We start from the raw sequence: 14060 nt of genomic DNA, 5'->3' as shown, positions 1-14060 counted from the left end.
GGGGTGAGATTGATGGCTTTAAAACATTTTAAACCAGTTACGCCAAGCCTTCGTGGAACTGTTCTTGTTGATAGATCAGATCTTTGGAAGGGGAAACCTGTAAAGACCCTCACGGAGGGAAAGAGTAAAACAGGTGGTAGGAATAATAACGGGCGAATTACATCGCGCTTTATTGGAGGCGGGCACAAACAGTCTTACCGTTTTGTCGATTTTAGGCGTCGCAAATTTAATATACCGGCAACTGTAGAACGTTTGGAATATGATCCCAATCGTACGGCTTTTATTGCCTTGGTGAAATACGAAGATGGTGAACTCTCCTATATTCTCGCACCGCAACGTTTAAAAGCGGGTGATGTCGTCGTTTCCGGCGAACGAGCTGATATTAAACCCGGAAATGCGATGCCTTTGTCTGCTATACCTGTGGGTACGATTATTCATAACATTGAATTAAAAGCTGGTGCTGGGGGGAAAATGGCCCGTTCAGCTGGGACTTATGCTCAGCTTGTTGGGAAAGACGGAGGTTATGCACAGATTAAAGTACAATCTGGCGAGCTTCGTCTTGTTCGTGGAGAATGTATGGCCACAATTGGAGCTGTATCTAATCCTGATAACATGAACCAAAGCTTTGGCAAGGCTGGTCGGACACGTTGGCAAGGACGTCGGCCTCATAATCGTGGTGTTGTTATGAACCCTGTTGATCACCCTCATGGTGGTGGTGAGGGTCGGACCTCGGGTGGTCGTCATCCTGTTACCCCATGGGGTAAACCCACTAAAGGATATAAGACCAGAGTAAATAAACGGACTGACGGTTTGATTATCCGCCGTCGCAAAACAGGTAAGTAAGGGGCAGGTAAGATGGCACGTTCTGTCTGGAAGGGCCCGTTTGTAGACGGGTATCTTCTCAAAAAAGCTGAAGCTTCAAGGGCTTCAGGGCGTAATGAAGTGATTAAAATTTGGTCACGTCGATCAACTATTTTACCGCAGTTTGTAGGGCTGGTTTTTGGTGTCTATAATGGCCACAAATTTTTACCAGTTCAAGTGACGGAAAATATGGTTGGGCACAAGTTTGGTGAATTCTCACCTACACGTACTTTTACTGGCCATGCATCAGATAAAAAAGCTAAGCGGGGTTAGTGATGAGTAAATCAAAAAGATCTCGTGTTCTCGGTGATGATCAAGCCCAGGCTTTAACACGTAATATGAGAACAAGCCCTCGTAAGCTCAATCTGGTTGCAGGTTTAATTAGAAATAAGCCTGCTCATGAGGCTTTGGCTTTGTTGACGTTCTCAAAACGACGTATTGCCCAGCAGGTCAAAAAAACCTTGCAAAGTGCAATTGCTAATGCAGAAAACAACCATCAGCTCGATATTGACCAATTGGTGGTTGCACGTGTGGACGTGGGAAAATCTATTGTTATGCGACGTTTTCATGCACGTGGTCGAGGACGGTCAGCAAAAATTGAGAAATTTTTCAGCCATCTCACGATCGTTGTAGCGGAGCGAAAAATGACTGAGTCACAATCTGAGAAGAAGGCAGCCTGATATGGGTCATAAAGTTAATCCTGTCGGGCTTCGTCTCGGCATTAATCGTACGTGGGATAGTCGTTGGTATGCTGATGCTGATTATGCACAATTGCTTCATGATGATTTCAAGTTAAGGGATCATTTAAGAAAGAAGCTGGCAAGTGCTGGTGTTTCTCGTGTTGTTATTGAACGTCCTGCTAAAAAGCCAAGAGTAACCATTTATGCGGCTCGGCCTGGTGTGGTTATTGGGAAAAAGGGTCAGGATATTGACTCTCTGCGTAAAGAGCTTGGTCAGATGGCTAAAGCTGATGTTGCTCTTAATATTGTAGAAATTCGTAAACCTGAAATCGACGCCACTCTTGTTGCCGAAAGTATTGCTCAGCAGCTTGAAAGGCGTGTGGCTTTTAGAAGAGCAATGAAACGGGCTGTTCAATCTGCTATGCGTTTGGGTGCTCAGGGTATTCGTATAAATTGCAGTGGTCGTCTTGGTGGTGCTGAGATTGCGCGGATTGAATGGTATCGTGAAGGGCGTGTTCCCTTGCATACTTTACGGGCGGATATTGATTATGGCACTGCAACAGCGCATACAACGTATGGAACGTGTGGTGTGAAGGTTTGGATTTTCAAGGGTGAGATTATGGCGCATGATCCTTTGGCCCAGGATCGTCGTGCGACAGAGCAAGCCCCCCAACGATAGGGGTATTGGTTAATCTTGTAAGGTGTATGGGGGAGAAGAAGAATGCTTTCGCCGAAGAGAACGAAATTTCGCAAGGCTCATAAGGGGCGGATCCATGGCCTTGCCAAGGGGGGCACGGAGCTGAACTTTGGGGCTTTTGGCCTTAAGGCACTGGAGCCTGAACGGATCACAGCCCGCCAGATTGAGGCCTCAAGAAGGGCTATTACTCGCGCCATGAAACGTGCCGGGCGTGTGTGGATTCGTATATTTCCTGATGTTCCTGTTTCAACCAAACCCGCTGAGGTTCGTATGGGATCAGGAAAAGGGTCACCGGAATATTGGGTAGCACGTGTTAAGCCTGGTAGAATTCTTTTTGAAATTGAAGGGGTTCCAACAGATATTGCTCGTCAAGCATTAGCGTTGGGCGCTGCAAAATTGCCAATTAAAACAAAATTTGTAATGCGTATCGGAGAATCATGATATGGCTAAGGCATTGAAGGCATCTGATCTGCGTGCAAAGAGTAAGGATGAACTTTCTACTTTATTATTGGATCTTAAGAAAGAACAGTTTAACTTACGTTTTCAAAAGGCCACTGGACAGTCTGAAGGGACTGATCGTGTTCGGCAGGTGCGAAGAGATATTGCCCGTATTAAAACAATAGTAAACGAACCTGCTAGAGGTTAAACCGTCTAACAGTGTGATTTATAATCCTGAGGGGGAGAATGAGAGATGCCGAAGCGCATCCTAACAGGAAGAGTAACGAGCGATAAGATGGACAAAACTGTTACCGTTTTGGTCGATCGGCGTGTTATTCATCCATTATATAAGAAATTCATTAGGCGTTCGAAAAAATACGCTGCGCATGATGAGCTAAATATTTGTAAAATTGGGGATACTGTACGCATTGTTGAATGCATGCCATATTCTAAACGTAAAGCATGGGCAGTTATCACTCGTAATGGGGAATCTGTTTCTGGTAATGATGTGCGCCCCATCCGTTCTAGACAACAAGCCTGAGAGGGGATTAAGCGATGATACATCCCGAGACCAATCTTGCCGTGGCCGATAACTCTGGTGCACGCGAGGTGCAGTGCATAAAAGTACTGGGTGGTTCAAAGAGAAAGACCGCCTCGGTCGGCGACATAATTGTTGTATCTGTTAAAGATGCAATTCCTCGTGGCAAGGTCAAGAAGGGCGATGTGCACCGGGCGGTTATTGTAAGAACAGCCTATCCCGTCCGTCGGTCTGATGGAAGTGCGATCAGGTTTGATCGGAATGCAGCCGTGCTTATTAATAAGCAAATGGAACCTATTGGAACGCGTATTTTCGGTCCTGTGGTAAGGGAATTGCGTGCTCGCAAGTTCATGAAGATCATTTCATTGGCGCCGGAGGTTCTGTAATGGCTGCTCGCATAAAAAAAGGTGATACTGTTCAGGTCATAACGGGTTCATCTAAGGGTGTTCAGGGTGAGGTTTTGCGCGTGTTTCCAAAAGAAAATCGTGCTGTTGTTCGAGGCGTTGCTGTAGCCAAACGTCATACAAAACCCGGTAATGCAGGGCAGCCAGGGGGTATTCTTCCAAAAGAGCAACCTGTGGATTTATCAAATCTGATGCTGGTCGATCCAAAAAGTGGGAAACCGACCAAAGTGGGTTTTCGTGTTTTGGAAGGTGGTAAAAAGGTTCGAGTTGCCAAAGCCACCGGCGAAGTTATTGAATCATAGGAGATATAGAATGGTACAAACAGGTGAAGCTCCTATGCCCCGTTTATTAGGGCGCTATAATAGCGAGATACGAAAACAGCTTACTGAGCAGTTCGGCTACGGGAATGTTATGCAGGTTCCTACCCTTAAAAAGATTGTTCTTAATATGGGTGTAGGGGAAGCTGCCGGGGATCAGAAGAAGCTGGACTCCGCCTATGAAGAAATGATGCTGATTGCAGGCCAGAAGCCTGTTAAAACTTTAGCTAAAAAGGCTATTGCAGGATTTAAGATCAGAGAAGGTCTTCCTATAGGATGCAAGGTTACCCTTCGCCGGACCAGAATGTATGAGTTTTTGGATCGTTTGGTGACCATTGCTTTACCAAGGGTGAGAGATTTTCGTGGACTGCCAGCCAATAAAGGCTTTGATGGCTGTGGCAATTTTGCAATGGGTCTTAAAGAGCAAATTGTTTTTCCCGAGATTAATTACGATAAAGTAGATCAGATACGTGGCATGGATATCGTTTTTGTGACAACAGCCAAAACGAATGAAGAAGCTAAAGCTCTGCTTAAAGCTTTTGATCTTCCGTTTGCTGCTTGATTTTTGTCGATATTGATGGCACATACAATTCAAATCATTGGAAAACCATCAGAGGGTCTGAATAGGTTCCGGAGGTAATAAGAAATATGGCTAAAACATCAGCCGTTAAAAGAAACGCAAAACGGTTGCGTATGTCTAATAGAGACAAGGAGAAACGCTTGTCTCTAAAAAATATAGTTATGGATCGTAGCCTTCCCGTGGAAGATCGCTTTGAGGCGTCTTTAAAGCTTGCAAAACTGCCAAGAAATGGTGCGCGAGTGAGAGTTCGTCTGAGATGCTCTTTAACAGGACGGTCTCGTGGCAACTACCGAAAATTTGGTTTGTGTCGTGTAGCGCTTAGGGATTTGGCATCATCTGGCCAAATTCCAGGCATGGTAAAGTCAAGCTGGTAAGGGTATTATATCATGGCACTTTCCGATCCATTGGGGGATATGATTACTCGTATCCGAAATGCACAGCGTGCTCGGCATACTGTGTGTGTTGCGCCTTCTTCAAAATTGCGTGCAAATGTTCTTGAGGCCCTTCGTCGTGAAGGTTATATTCGTGGCTATACTGTCGAGGAAATAAGAGCAGGGATTTCTCAGCTTCGTATTGAGTTGAAGTATAATGAAGGAGAGCCTGCGATTAAGGAACTCCAACGCGTTTCTAAACCAGGGCGTAGGGTTTATTCCAAGATTAAAGAGCTGCAGAAAGTTTATGGTGGTTTGGGGGTTTCCATTCTCTCCACGCCACGGGGTGTTTTGTCTGATATTGAGGCACGAGCTGCTCATGTTGGTGGCGAAGTGCTTTGTCGAGTATTCTGAGGGGGATGCGGATATGTCACGTGTGGGTAAATATCCTGTAGAAATCCCTCAGGGAGTACAGGTTACAATTTCGGAGAATGTCCTTGTTGCTCAGGGCAAGTTAGGTAAGGCAAACCTTACATTGAATGACCATGTAAAAACCGAGGTTTCTGACGGTAAGGTTGTTGTTAATCCAGCAGACGATTCTGCATTTGCCAGAATGATGTGGGGAACAACGAGGGCCCTTATTGCTAATACTGTTAAAGGGGTCTCTGAAGGATTTTCCAAGACACTGGAAATAACAGGTACAGGTTATAGAGCTGCTATCCAAGGGAAAAATCTTGTTTTAAATTTAGGTTTTTCCCATGATGTTATCTACCCTATTCCAGCAGATGTTAAAATTTCTATGCCTCGACCAACAGCTGTTACTGTTGAAGGAATTGACAAACAGCGTGTAGGCCAAGTTGCCCTAGATATTCGTAGTTTTAGACCGCCTGAGCCTTATAAAGGGAAAGGGGTGCGTTATGAAACTGAGACTATTCGCCGCAAGGAAGGTAAGAAGAAATAATGTCTACACAACAGGATTTGAGAGAGCGTCGCCGCAAACGGTTACGTTTTCAGATTCGTCGCAAGAGTGGTAATCGTCCACGTTTGTCGGTTTATAGGTCTGGGAAGAATATCTACGCTCAGGTTATTGATGACAGTTCTGGAAAAACTTTGGCAGCTGCCTCAAGCCTTGATAAGGGTTTGCGGGGTGAGTTAACAAAAGGTACAGATGTTAAGGCAGCAAGCGCAGTTGGAAAGCTGATTGCCCAGAGGTCTTTGGCAGCTGGTTTGTCTATGGTTGTGTTTGACCGCGGGTCTTATTTGTATCATGGGCGTGTTAAAGCGTTGGCAGAGGCGGCCCGTGAGGGCGGCTTGGCCTTTTAGGAAGGGGATGCGCGAAAATGGCTCGTGAACCAAAAGAAAATACACGAAATACACGTGAGCGTGACCGTGAGGGTGATGATTTAACCGATAAACTGGTTGCAATTAACCGTGTCGCAAAAGTGGTAAAGGGTGGACGTCGGTTTGCTTTTGCTGCGTTAGTTGTGGTTGGCGATCAAAAGGGTCGTGTTGGGTATGGCTCAGGTAAGGCTAGAGAAGTGCCGGAAGCGATACGTAAGGCGACTGAGCGTGCAAGAAAAACGCTTGTTCGGGTGCCTATGAAAGAGGGCCGGACCTTACATCATGATGTTTCTGGTCGTTTTGGGGCTGGAAAGGTTGTGTTGCGTTCGGCAGATGCTGGAACAGGAATTATTGCCGGTGGCCCAATGCGTGCAGTGTTTGAAAGCCTTGGGATTAACGATGTTGTTGCTAAATCCGTAGGAACTAGAAATCCCCATAACATGGTGAAGGCAACGTTTAATGCGCTTCAGAAAAGTGCAAGTCCACGTTCTGTAGCTTCACGCAGGGGAAAGAAAGTTGTTGATATCTTGGGTAAGCGCGAACACGTAACAGGAGAAGGTGTCAATGGCTAAGGCAGTGGAAACTTCATCTGAGGGAACTGTTACAGTAACGCAGATTGCTTCTGGGCAAGGGAGACTGAAGGCACAACAGGCCACTCTTGTTGGGTTAGGTCTTAATAAAATCGGGAAAACGCGTGTATTGCAAGATACAGCAGAAGTGCGTGGAATGATCCGTAAGGTAGCCCATCTGGTTAAGGTGGAGGGATAGATGAACTTAAATGAATTACGTGACAATGTTGGGTCGAGATACCGAAAAAAAAGGCTAGGCCGAGGGATTGGTTCTGGGAAAGGCAAAACTTCGGGTAAGGGTGTTAAGGGGCAGAAAGCTCGGGAAGGTGTATCGCTGAATGGTTTTGAAGGCGGTCAGCTTCCTATCTATAGGCGTTTGCCCAAAAGGGGTTTTAAGAACATCTTTCGTAAAGAATTTGCTCCCGTTAATTTACATGCTATAGCGAAGGCTGTAGAAAAAGGAAAGATTGACCCATCCTCTCTTGTGACAGAAGAGGTTCTACGTCAGTCAGGTTTAGTGGGTTCGGGTAAATATTTTGGCATTCGTTTATTAGCGGATGGTGAGTTATCGACGGTTTTAAATTTTGAAGTTTCTTCTGCTTCCCAGGCTGCGAAAGAAGCGATTGAGAAGGTTGGTGGAAGCATAAAGCTTTTATATGCAGGTCGTTCGGCCTAAATATAGAACGTGATAAAACCTCTGTTGTCTGCTGTTATGAGTAAGATGATGAGGTGGTTGTTATGTTTCTTAATAGATCCCGTAAGAGCGTCTTGCAGCTATGCAGTGACGCTTTTTACGTCTTAAAGAAGGTAGGTTTGTATGGCCTCTGCGGTAGAACAGCTGGCGGCCAATCTTAACTGGAGCACTCTTGCTAAGGCGACAGAGCTCAAGAAGCGGATTTGGTTTACTCTGGGTGCGTTAATAGTTTATCGTTTAGGGACTTATATTCCTGTTCCTGGCGTTGATGCTGCTATTATGGGGCAGCTGCTAACGCAGCATCAGGGTGGCATTCTGGGCATGTTTGATATGTTCTCGGGAGGGGCCCTGGGAAGAATGACCGTCTTTGCCCTCAATATCATGCCTTATATTAGCGCCTCTATCATTATTCAATTGATGTCGGCTGCCCTCCCTTCTCTAGAAGCTCTCAAAAAGGAAGGAGAACAGGGGCGTAAAAAACTTAACCAGTATACGCGCTATTTGACGGTGTTTATTGCCCTTTTTCAGGCATATGGGATTGCTGTCGGCTTGGAAACAATAAAAAGCAGTACTGGTGTTAGTGCTGTTATCTCGCCAGGGATGCTTTTTATTGTGTCTTGTGTGGTGACATTGGTCGGCGGCACCATGTTTTTGATGTGGCTGGGTGAGCAGATTACTTCTCGTGGGATTGGAAATGGCATTTCGCTCATTATTTTTGCAGGGATTGTTGCGAATCTTCCTCAAGCATTGGTAAGTTTTTTTCAACTTGGTTATACAGGCGCTTTTTCACCCTTTTTTGTTTTGGTGTTTCTTGTCTTGGCGGCTGTAACTATTGGTTTTATTGTGTTTATGGAACAAGCGCAAAGACGTGTTGTAATCCAATACCCTAAAAGGCAGATTGGCCAGAAAATTTATGGGGGCGATTCAACGCATATGCCCTTAAAAGTTAACACAGCTGGTGTCATTCCGCCCATTTTTGCATCATCTGTTTTGTTAATTCCGGTTACACTCTCTGGTTTTATGACGAATAATAGCCATATGCCAGGCTGGCTTTCAACGCTTGGGCGCGAGCTTGGGCAGGGGCGACCTCTCTACATGCTCTTTTATGCAGTGATGATTATATTCTTTTCGTATTTTTATGCTGCTGTAACATTTAACCCAGAAGAGACTGCAGATAATTTGCGAAGACAGGGCGGATTTATCCCTGGTATTAGGCCAGGTAAGAACACAGCAACTTATTTTGATGTGATTTTAACACGATTAACAACTATAGGGGCCCTTTATTTGGTGGCAGTATGTCTGTTACCCCAAATTTTAATTAGTCATTACAATATCCCTTTCTACTTTGGTGGCACTAGCCTTATTATTATTGTCTCAGTAACGATTGATACCGTAACGCAAATCCAGTCACAGTTGATGGCTTATCAGTATCAGGGCTTGATGAAGAAGAATCGTTTTGGAAGATCGGGGCAAAATAGCAGAGTTAAATTAAAATGAATCTAGTTTTTTTTGGCCCTCCAGGTGCAGGAAAAGGAACGCAGGCTAAGCGTCTAGAACAACAATTTCATATCGCTCAGATTTCAACAGGTGATATGTTGCGTTCAGAAGTAAAGCAGGGATCTGAAATTGGCAAACAAGCTAAGACAATTATGGATAATGGTGGCTTGGTTCCCGATGACGTGATCATAAAGATGCTTTCTAAACGTGTTCGCGAAGAAGATTGCGATAATGGTTTTATTTTGGACGGTTTTCCTAGAAATCTGTCTCAAGCGCAAGCTATGGATATTATGCTTGAAGAGTTAGGGCTGAGAATTGATATGGCCTTACTTCTTGAAGTGGATGATGAGCTCCTTATCAAACGTATTTCTGGGCGATATACTTGTGCGCAATGTGGTGCGGGTTATAATGATTATTTTAAACCCGTTAAGGTTGAGGGAACTTGTGATGTTTGTGGTGCGCATGAGTTTCTTCGCCGAGACGATGATAATCGGCGTACTGTTGAGATTCGCTTGGAAACTTATCGACAGCAAACAGCTCCAGTTATCGACTATTACCGAAAGATCGGAAAATTATCGGCTGTGGATGGGAGTCAAGATATCAAGCAGGTCAGTGAAGAGATTGATAGGCTTGTAAAAAAGATACAATAGCTATAAAAAGAGTCAAAAATCTTGACTCTAAAGGGTAACACAGTATAGTTCGGCCTTTGAACAGTGAGTGCTTTTAAGAGTAACCTTTAATATCTGCCGCTTTAATGCCGAAGCTTTATGAATAAGGCTTGAGTGGTGGCAGTTTTTCCATTAAGGGGTATTTTTAGTTAAAGTGAAGTTTGTTATTGCCAGTATGGCAAACAGGGAGAGATTGGCGTGGCACGTATCGCCGGAGTAAACATACCAACCAATAAACGGGTTGAGATCGGGTTAAGGTACATTTATGGTATTGGCCCATCAAAAGCGCATAGTATATGTAAGCAACTTTCAATACCTGATGATCGCCGGGTTAATCAGCTGTCTGATGATGAGATATTAAAAATCAGAGAGCTGATTGATAGCGAATATCAAGTTGAGGGTGATTTGCGTCGTGAAGTTTCCATGAACATAAAAAGGTTGGTGGATCTTGGATGCTATCGTGGTTTGCGGCATCGTAGAGGGTTGCCTGTTCGTGGCCAACGTACGCATACCAATGCTCGTACCCGTAAAGGTAAGGCTGTAGCCATTGCAGGTAAGAAGAAGGTAACCCGTTAATTTCAGCGGGGTGGTTGTTTTGATTAAGATCCTATTCTAGTTACGGGATCTTTAGAGATAAGGGCAGGAAAGCGAACATGGCGAAAGCCGCTGCATCACGTATACGTAAAAGAGAGCGCAAGAATATTATTTCCGGCGTTGCTCATGTACTTTCAACTTTTAATAACACAATGATAACAATCTCAGATGCACAAGGTAATGCAATTGCTTGGTCTTCTGCGGGTGCGCAGGGTTTTAAAGGGTCTAGAAAATCTACTCCTTATGCTGCTCAGGTTGCCGCAGAGGATGCAGGGAAAAAAGCTCGAGAACATGGCATGGAAACACTAGAAATTGAAGTTTCTGGCCCAGGTTCCGGGCGTGAAAGTGCATTGCGTGCTCTTCAAGCTGTTGGCTTTACTATTACTTCCATTAGAGATACGACACCTGTACCTCATAATGGATGCCGCCCACGCAAGCGTCGTCGTGTATAGGGTTGGGCTGTTAAAGTTTTAAAAAACTTCTCAGCCTTGGGTGTTTCTTTCATTAAGCGATCTGTTTGATAAAAGAAACTTAATTGCCGCTTTAGCGGCTTCTGTTTTGAAAGGCACATACCTTGGTGCTCCAGAAAAACTGGCAATCCCTGATTAAGCCGGAAAAATTGGATGTTGAAGCTGGTGCCGAGCCATCTCGAATTGCAACAGTCGTTGCAGAACCTTTAGAACGTGGCTTTGGCATGACGTTGGGCAATGCGTTGCGTCGTATCCTTCTCTCCTCATTGCAGGGGGCAGCTGTAACAGCAATACAGATTGATGGCGTTTTGCATGAGTTTTCTTCAGTTGTTGGTGTTCGTGAAGATGTGACAGATATTGTATTGAACATCAAACAACTTGCCATGCGGATGCATGGTGAGGGGCCCAAAAGAATGATGCTAACAGCGGTAGGCCCGGGGGAAGTTAAGGCTTCTCAGATCCAGACAGGTCATGATATCGAAATTATGAACCCAGATTTGGTTATTTGCACCTTAGATGAAGGCGCAGCCTTGGGTATGGAATTGACGGTGAACATGGGTAAGGGCTATATGCCAGCGGTTGCGAACAGGCCCGAGGATGCTCCTATTGGTCTTATTCCAGTAGATGCTATCTATTCCCCCGTTAAACGAGTCTCCTATAAGGTTGAACCAACCCGTGTAGGCCAGGTCACCGACTACGATAAGCTTCTATTGACTGTAGAGACAAACGGGGCGGTTACTCCGGAAGATGCAGTGGCTCTGGCAGCCCGCATTCTGCAAGATCAGTTCCAGCTCTTTATTAATTTTGATGAACCCAAGCCTGCCCAAGCTGAAGAGCAACATGATGATCTGCCATTTAACCGCAATCTGTTAAGAAAAGTTGATGAACTTGAGCTGTCGGTTAGAAGTGCTAATTGCCTGAAAAATGATAATATTGTCTATATAGGTGATTTGGTACAGAAAACTGAGCAGGAAATGTTGCGTACGCCTAATTTTGGACGTAAATCATTAAATGAAATTAAGGAAGTTTTAACTTCTATGGGGCTGTCTTTAGGCATGACAGTTCCTGCATGGCCTCCTGAGAATATTGAAGACCTTGCTAAACGTTTGGATGAGCCTTTTTAGATCTATAAATAATAATACTGATTGGAGATAAGTTTCATGCGTCATGGTGTATCAGGTCGTAAGCTCGGAGTGACTACTTCCCATCGTCAGGCTATGTTCCGCAACATGGCTGTGGCTCTTATTAAACACGAGCAGATTACAACAACCCTGCCAAAGGCTAAAGAATTACGGCCTGTTGTTGAGAAGCTCATTACTTTAGGCAAAAAAGGTGGGTTGCATGCTCGCCGTCAGGCTTATGCACGGTTAAGGGATGAGAAAATAGTTGCAAAACTTTTTTCCGTTATTTCTGAAAGATATGCAGGGCGTTCAGGCGGATATGCTCGTATTTTACGAGCCGGTATCCGTTATGGTGATGCTGCTCAAATGGCAGTTATTGAGCTGGTTGACCGTGACAGAATGGCTAAAGGGCAAGATAGTGGGCCTCTGATAGATAATCAGCAGGCAGATGCTAATGATATAGCGGCCTAAACATTGTTCTGATAGAGTTTAAAAGGGTTGAAAGTTTTATGGCTTTCAACCCTTTTATTTTGGAGAGAGGTCTCTTACTAGAAACGCCGATTTTATTACTATTCTATATTATTCATGAGCTGGGTGGGGTAAAAACTTACTTAACCCTATTGCAGGAAATACCAAGGCTGGTTTGATATAGAAAAAGCAATTGTTGGCAATATAGCTGTGAATCTATTCTCTAAGAATTTCCTCTAAAACGATGTGGCTGCTCTTTTAGAGGTTAGAGTAATTATGCCAATGATTGCCAATAGTTTTCGAAATATTGCCTATATTTAATTCTTTTACACTTTGTGTGATTTTACGGCGCAACTGTTCTTTGGAACATATAGGAAAATGTAAAATACAAAATCTGTTTTTTATCATGCTGTGAGCCGCTTTCTCACAGAAGGAATAGTTCTCTACGTAATGTCAGAGCTCAGTTGGATATTGAAACCAGTTTTGTAGGCAGTTTTACTTATATAGACTCACATTTTTTTAAAGTATAAACCAAGTATAAAGATGAGAGGAAGAAAAAATATTTGTAAAATTCATGAGAATATTTCTTGTGTAGAAAATAAAATTAATTGTGCCCAGTGAAAATACAAATAACTTTGTGTTTTTCGTCGGTCAACATAGTATCCTGCTGGTCATTGCAGAGACAATGTCGGATTTGTAGCACATGATAAGTTCATCTGTATTTATAGGAAAAATTCACTCTAGAGGTTCATCATCGTCGCTTGAATGTTTTTCTACAAAGTTGGCAATAACAAAGTTTTAGCTGCTGTCTGTAAACTTTTGAAAAATCGGTAAAATAAAAAACACCCTTAAAATACCAGTATTTTCGTGAGAGTTTTTAAAGTCAAAAATTATTTTTGTGTCTTATCCTTGCTCTTGTTCTCTAAAATAAAAAATCTTCTGAACCCAAGCTTATAATAATGTTTAAGGTTGGCACCTATAATATCTTCTCCATTTTTTATTATAAGAATAAGGTTTTACTATAATAAGGGCAGCACGTTTTAAAGTGGGAATGGTTATTTCATTGAAAATTTTCCCTGTGCTGCTTTGCTGCTTAACCTTAATAAATTATAGGCAGAAAATGTATTTATTTTCCCAATGTTTTGGGGCCAGTTCCTAATGGCCTATCGCTTGAATATATTATATCACCAGGCTCTTGAATTTCGACTTTTTGCAGCCTCTGTCTCACGATGACTTCAATATGGTGATCATTAATCTTTTACGCTCTGAAGCCTGCGATATTTTGAATGTCATTAATGAGATATTCCGACAAAGCTTCAATCCCAAGCACTTTCAAGATATCATGCGGTACCCTGGGACCATCTACCAAAGGATCGCCCTGCAGGACAAAATTCCCTTCTTGAACAGAACTATGTTCCCTTTGGGGAATAGTTAACCAAAGTTCATATTTAAATAATATTTGTATAAGGTAAAACGATTTGCATCTTTTTATAAATACTCTCGTTAGATAACGAGAGTATTGCAACGCTTTGTGTTAACTGGAAGAGAGGGGTAGGTATGTTAAAGTGGGCGCTATTTTTCTTTATAATTTCAATTATTGCTGGCTTTTTTGGTTTTAGCGGTATTTCTGTTGCAACCTCTGGCATTGCACGGATTTTGTTTTTTACAGCCATTATCCTATTTGTGATCTTTTTAGTGGCCGGCATATTGTTTGGGAAGGCTATATTATGAAGATTCTTATATTGCCTAGGA

At 43.5% G+C, this 14060-nt stretch carries 25 protein-coding genes and 1 pseudogene; 24 read left to right on the top strand and 2 right to left on the bottom strand.

Going from position 1 to position 14060, the window contains the following annotated elements:
- Positions 1 to 12: 12 nt before the first annotated feature.
- From rplB to rplQ, 23 genes are all read left to right on the top strand, one after another.
- The gene (gene rplB / locus JGUZn3_RS00280; protein ID WP_203413817.1) at positions 13 to 843 is read left to right on the top strand and encodes a 50S ribosomal protein L2; all 831 of its coding nucleotides are present in this window, start codon (positions 13 to 15) and stop codon (positions 841 to 843) included.
- A gap of 12 nt (positions 844 to 855) precedes the next feature.
- On the top strand, positions 856 to 1134 hold the full coding sequence (rpsS, locus tag JGUZn3_RS00275) for a 30S ribosomal protein S19 (protein WP_203413816.1): 279 nt from the start codon (positions 856 to 858) through the stop codon (positions 1132 to 1134).
- A gap of 2 nt (positions 1135 to 1136) precedes the next feature.
- Positions 1137 to 1541: a 50S ribosomal protein L22 gene (gene rplV / locus JGUZn3_RS00270; protein WP_203413815.1), complete on the top strand. Its 405-nt coding sequence runs from the start codon at positions 1137 to 1139 to the stop codon at positions 1539 to 1541.
- A gap of 1 nt (position 1542) precedes the next feature.
- Positions 1543 to 2220: a 30S ribosomal protein S3 gene (rpsC, locus tag JGUZn3_RS00265; protein ID WP_203413814.1), complete on the top strand. Its 678-nt coding sequence runs from the start codon at positions 1543 to 1545 to the stop codon at positions 2218 to 2220.
- A 42-nt stretch (positions 2221 to 2262) separates the two neighbouring features.
- Positions 2263 to 2679 (top strand): 50S ribosomal protein L16, encoded by a 417-nt coding sequence (rplP, locus tag JGUZn3_RS00260; protein ID WP_203413813.1) that lies wholly within the window; start codon positions 2263 to 2265, stop codon positions 2677 to 2679.
- Between the two features lies 1 nt (position 2680).
- A complete protein-coding gene (rpmC, locus tag JGUZn3_RS00255) occupies positions 2681 to 2884 on the top strand; it encodes a 50S ribosomal protein L29 (protein WP_203413812.1) in 204 nt (67 codons plus the stop codon).
- Positions 2885 to 2929: 45 nt separating this feature from the next.
- Entirely contained in the window at positions 2930 to 3217 is a 288-nt protein-coding gene (gene rpsQ, locus JGUZn3_RS00250) for a 30S ribosomal protein S17 (RefSeq protein ID WP_203413811.1), read from the top strand.
- Positions 3218 to 3231: 14 nt separating this feature from the next.
- A complete protein-coding gene (gene rplN / locus JGUZn3_RS00245) occupies positions 3232 to 3600 on the top strand; it encodes a 50S ribosomal protein L14 (protein ID WP_203413810.1) in 369 nt (122 codons plus the stop codon).
- Positions 3600 to 3920, top strand: coding sequence for a 50S ribosomal protein L24 (gene rplX, locus JGUZn3_RS00240; protein ID WP_203413809.1), 321 nt, complete (start codon positions 3600 to 3602; stop codon positions 3918 to 3920). The genes rplN and rplX overlap by 1 nt, the downstream gene beginning before the upstream one ends.
- Positions 3921 to 3930: 10 nt before the next feature.
- Positions 3931 to 4497 carry a 50S ribosomal protein L5 gene (gene rplE / locus JGUZn3_RS00235; protein ID WP_275402845.1) on the top strand — a complete coding sequence of 189 codons (567 nt, stop codon included), beginning with the start codon at positions 3931 to 3933 and terminating at the stop codon, positions 4495 to 4497.
- A gap of 86 nt (positions 4498 to 4583) precedes the next feature.
- A complete protein-coding gene (gene rpsN, locus JGUZn3_RS00230; RefSeq protein WP_203413808.1) occupies positions 4584 to 4889 on the top strand; it encodes a 30S ribosomal protein S14 in 306 nt (101 codons plus the stop codon).
- Positions 4890 to 4901: 12 nt separating this feature from the next.
- Entirely contained in the window at positions 4902 to 5300 is a 399-nt protein-coding gene (gene rpsH / locus JGUZn3_RS00225) for a 30S ribosomal protein S8 (RefSeq protein ID WP_203413807.1), read from the top strand.
- 13 nt (positions 5301 to 5313) lie between these two features.
- On the top strand, positions 5314 to 5847 hold the full coding sequence (gene rplF, locus JGUZn3_RS00220; protein WP_203413806.1) for a 50S ribosomal protein L6: 534 nt from the start codon (positions 5314 to 5316) through the stop codon (positions 5845 to 5847).
- The gene (rplR, locus tag JGUZn3_RS00215) at positions 5847 to 6209 is read left to right on the top strand and encodes a 50S ribosomal protein L18 (RefSeq protein WP_203413805.1); all 363 of its coding nucleotides are present in this window, start codon (positions 5847 to 5849) and stop codon (positions 6207 to 6209) included. The genes rplF and rplR overlap by 1 nt, the downstream gene beginning before the upstream one ends.
- Positions 6210 to 6226: 17 nt before the next feature.
- Positions 6227 to 6799, top strand: coding sequence for a 30S ribosomal protein S5 (rpsE, locus tag JGUZn3_RS00210; protein WP_203413804.1), 573 nt, complete (start codon positions 6227 to 6229; stop codon positions 6797 to 6799).
- Positions 6792 to 6995 carry a 50S ribosomal protein L30 gene (rpmD, locus tag JGUZn3_RS00205; protein ID WP_203413803.1) on the top strand — a complete coding sequence of 68 codons (204 nt, stop codon included), beginning with the start codon at positions 6792 to 6794 and terminating at the stop codon, positions 6993 to 6995. Before rpsE ends, rpmD begins: the two co-directional genes overlap by 8 nt.
- Positions 6996 to 7472: a 50S ribosomal protein L15 gene (gene rplO / locus JGUZn3_RS00200; protein WP_203413802.1), complete on the top strand. Its 477-nt coding sequence runs from the start codon at positions 6996 to 6998 to the stop codon at positions 7470 to 7472.
- 141 nt (positions 7473 to 7613) lie between these two features.
- Complete coding sequence (secY, locus tag JGUZn3_RS00195; RefSeq protein WP_203413801.1) at positions 7614 to 8987, top strand: preprotein translocase subunit SecY; 1374 nt, start codon at positions 7614 to 7616, stop codon at positions 8985 to 8987.
- Complete coding sequence (locus JGUZn3_RS00190; RefSeq protein WP_203413800.1) at positions 8984 to 9637, top strand: adenylate kinase; 654 nt, start codon at positions 8984 to 8986, stop codon at positions 9635 to 9637. Before secY ends, JGUZn3_RS00190 begins: the two co-directional genes overlap by 4 nt.
- Before the next feature lie 216 nt (positions 9638 to 9853).
- The gene (gene rpsM, locus JGUZn3_RS00185; protein ID WP_203413799.1) at positions 9854 to 10231 is read left to right on the top strand and encodes a 30S ribosomal protein S13; all 378 of its coding nucleotides are present in this window, start codon (positions 9854 to 9856) and stop codon (positions 10229 to 10231) included.
- A gap of 77 nt (positions 10232 to 10308) precedes the next feature.
- Entirely contained in the window at positions 10309 to 10701 is a 393-nt protein-coding gene (gene rpsK, locus JGUZn3_RS00180) for a 30S ribosomal protein S11 (protein ID WP_203413798.1), read from the top strand.
- Positions 10702 to 10823: 122 nt separating this feature from the next.
- A complete protein-coding gene (locus JGUZn3_RS00175; protein ID WP_203413797.1) occupies positions 10824 to 11843 on the top strand; it encodes a DNA-directed RNA polymerase subunit alpha in 1020 nt (339 codons plus the stop codon).
- 36 nt (positions 11844 to 11879) lie between these two features.
- Positions 11880 to 12311 (top strand): 50S ribosomal protein L17, encoded by a 432-nt coding sequence (gene rplQ / locus JGUZn3_RS00170; protein ID WP_203413796.1) that lies wholly within the window; start codon positions 11880 to 11882, stop codon positions 12309 to 12311.
- Between the two features lie 887 nt (positions 12312 to 13198).
- Here the strand turns inward: rplQ and JGUZn3_RS12770 are convergent.
- Positions 13199 to 13309, bottom strand: coding sequence for a glycosyltransferase family 2 protein (locus tag JGUZn3_RS12770; RefSeq protein WP_408871781.1), 111 nt, complete (start codon positions 13307 to 13309; stop codon positions 13199 to 13201).
- Between the two features lie 173 nt (positions 13310 to 13482).
- A pseudogene (locus tag JGUZn3_RS12220) lies at positions 13483 to 13737 on the bottom strand (hypothetical protein); the annotation flags it as partial.
- A 128-nt stretch (positions 13738 to 13865) separates the two neighbouring features.
- On the opposite strand from JGUZn3_RS12220, the gene JGUZn3_RS00160 reads away from it, so the two are divergent.
- On the top strand, positions 13866 to 14039 hold the full coding sequence (locus JGUZn3_RS00160) for a DUF1328 domain-containing protein (protein WP_203413795.1): 174 nt from the start codon (positions 13866 to 13868) through the stop codon (positions 14037 to 14039).
- Positions 14040 to 14060: the final 21 nt, after the last annotated feature.

Origin of the sequence: Entomobacter blattae, from assembly GCF_014672835.1 — a bacterium.
In the GTDB taxonomy this organism is placed as follows: domain Bacteria; phylum Pseudomonadota; class Alphaproteobacteria; order Acetobacterales; family Acetobacteraceae; genus Entomobacter; species Entomobacter blattae.
Note: the sequence above shows the minus strand (reverse complement) of the source record. Positions and strands in the feature narration are given on the sequence as shown.

Excerpts from the sequence above, each read along its gene's own strand:
- rplE (WP_275402845.1), top strand. The coding sequence starts at position 3,931 with ATGGTACAAACAGGTGAAGCTCCTATGCCCCGTTTATTAGGGCGCTAT.
- rplQ (WP_203413796.1), top strand. The coding sequence starts at position 11,880 with ATGCGTCATGGTGTATCAGGTCGTAAGCTCGGAGTGACTACTTCCCAT.
- secY (WP_203413801.1), top strand. The coding sequence starts at position 7,614 with ATGGCCTCTGCGGTAGAACAGCTGGCGGCCAATCTTAACTGGAGCACT.
- rpsQ (WP_203413811.1), top strand. The coding sequence starts at position 2,930 with ATGCCGAAGCGCATCCTAACAGGAAGAGTAACGAGCGATAAGATGGAC.
- rpmD (WP_203413803.1), top strand. The coding sequence starts at position 6,792 with ATGGCTAAGGCAGTGGAAACTTCATCTGAGGGAACTGTTACAGTAACG.
- JGUZn3_RS00160 (WP_203413795.1), top strand. The coding sequence starts at position 13,866 with ATGTTAAAGTGGGCGCTATTTTTCTTTATAATTTCAATTATTGCTGGC.
- rpsE (WP_203413804.1), top strand. The coding sequence starts at position 6,227 with ATGGCTCGTGAACCAAAAGAAAATACACGAAATACACGTGAGCGTGAC.
- rplV (WP_203413815.1), top strand. The coding sequence starts at position 1,137 with ATGAGTAAATCAAAAAGATCTCGTGTTCTCGGTGATGATCAAGCCCAG.
- rpsS (WP_203413816.1), top strand. The coding sequence starts at position 856 with ATGGCACGTTCTGTCTGGAAGGGCCCGTTTGTAGACGGGTATCTTCTC.
- rplR (WP_203413805.1), top strand. The coding sequence starts at position 5,847 with ATGTCTACACAACAGGATTTGAGAGAGCGTCGCCGCAAACGGTTACGT.
- JGUZn3_RS00190 (WP_203413800.1), top strand. The coding sequence starts at position 8,984 with ATGAATCTAGTTTTTTTTGGCCCTCCAGGTGCAGGAAAAGGAACGCAG.
- rpsN (WP_203413808.1), top strand. The coding sequence starts at position 4,584 with ATGGCTAAAACATCAGCCGTTAAAAGAAACGCAAAACGGTTGCGTATG.
- rplX (WP_203413809.1), top strand. The coding sequence starts at position 3,600 with ATGGCTGCTCGCATAAAAAAAGGTGATACTGTTCAGGTCATAACGGGT.
- rplP (WP_203413813.1), top strand. The coding sequence starts at position 2,263 with ATGCTTTCGCCGAAGAGAACGAAATTTCGCAAGGCTCATAAGGGGCGG.
- rplO (WP_203413802.1), top strand. The coding sequence starts at position 6,996 with ATGAACTTAAATGAATTACGTGACAATGTTGGGTCGAGATACCGAAAA.
- rplB (WP_203413817.1), top strand. The coding sequence starts at position 13 with ATGGCTTTAAAACATTTTAAACCAGTTACGCCAAGCCTTCGTGGAACT.
- rpsK (WP_203413798.1), top strand. The coding sequence starts at position 10,309 with ATGGCGAAAGCCGCTGCATCACGTATACGTAAAAGAGAGCGCAAGAAT.
- rplF (WP_203413806.1), top strand. The coding sequence starts at position 5,314 with ATGTCACGTGTGGGTAAATATCCTGTAGAAATCCCTCAGGGAGTACAG.
- rpsH (WP_203413807.1), top strand. The coding sequence starts at position 4,902 with ATGGCACTTTCCGATCCATTGGGGGATATGATTACTCGTATCCGAAAT.
- rpmC (WP_203413812.1), top strand. The coding sequence starts at position 2,681 with ATGGCTAAGGCATTGAAGGCATCTGATCTGCGTGCAAAGAGTAAGGAT.
- rplN (WP_203413810.1), top strand. The coding sequence starts at position 3,232 with ATGATACATCCCGAGACCAATCTTGCCGTGGCCGATAACTCTGGTGCA.
- rpsC (WP_203413814.1), top strand. The coding sequence starts at position 1,543 with ATGGGTCATAAAGTTAATCCTGTCGGGCTTCGTCTCGGCATTAATCGT.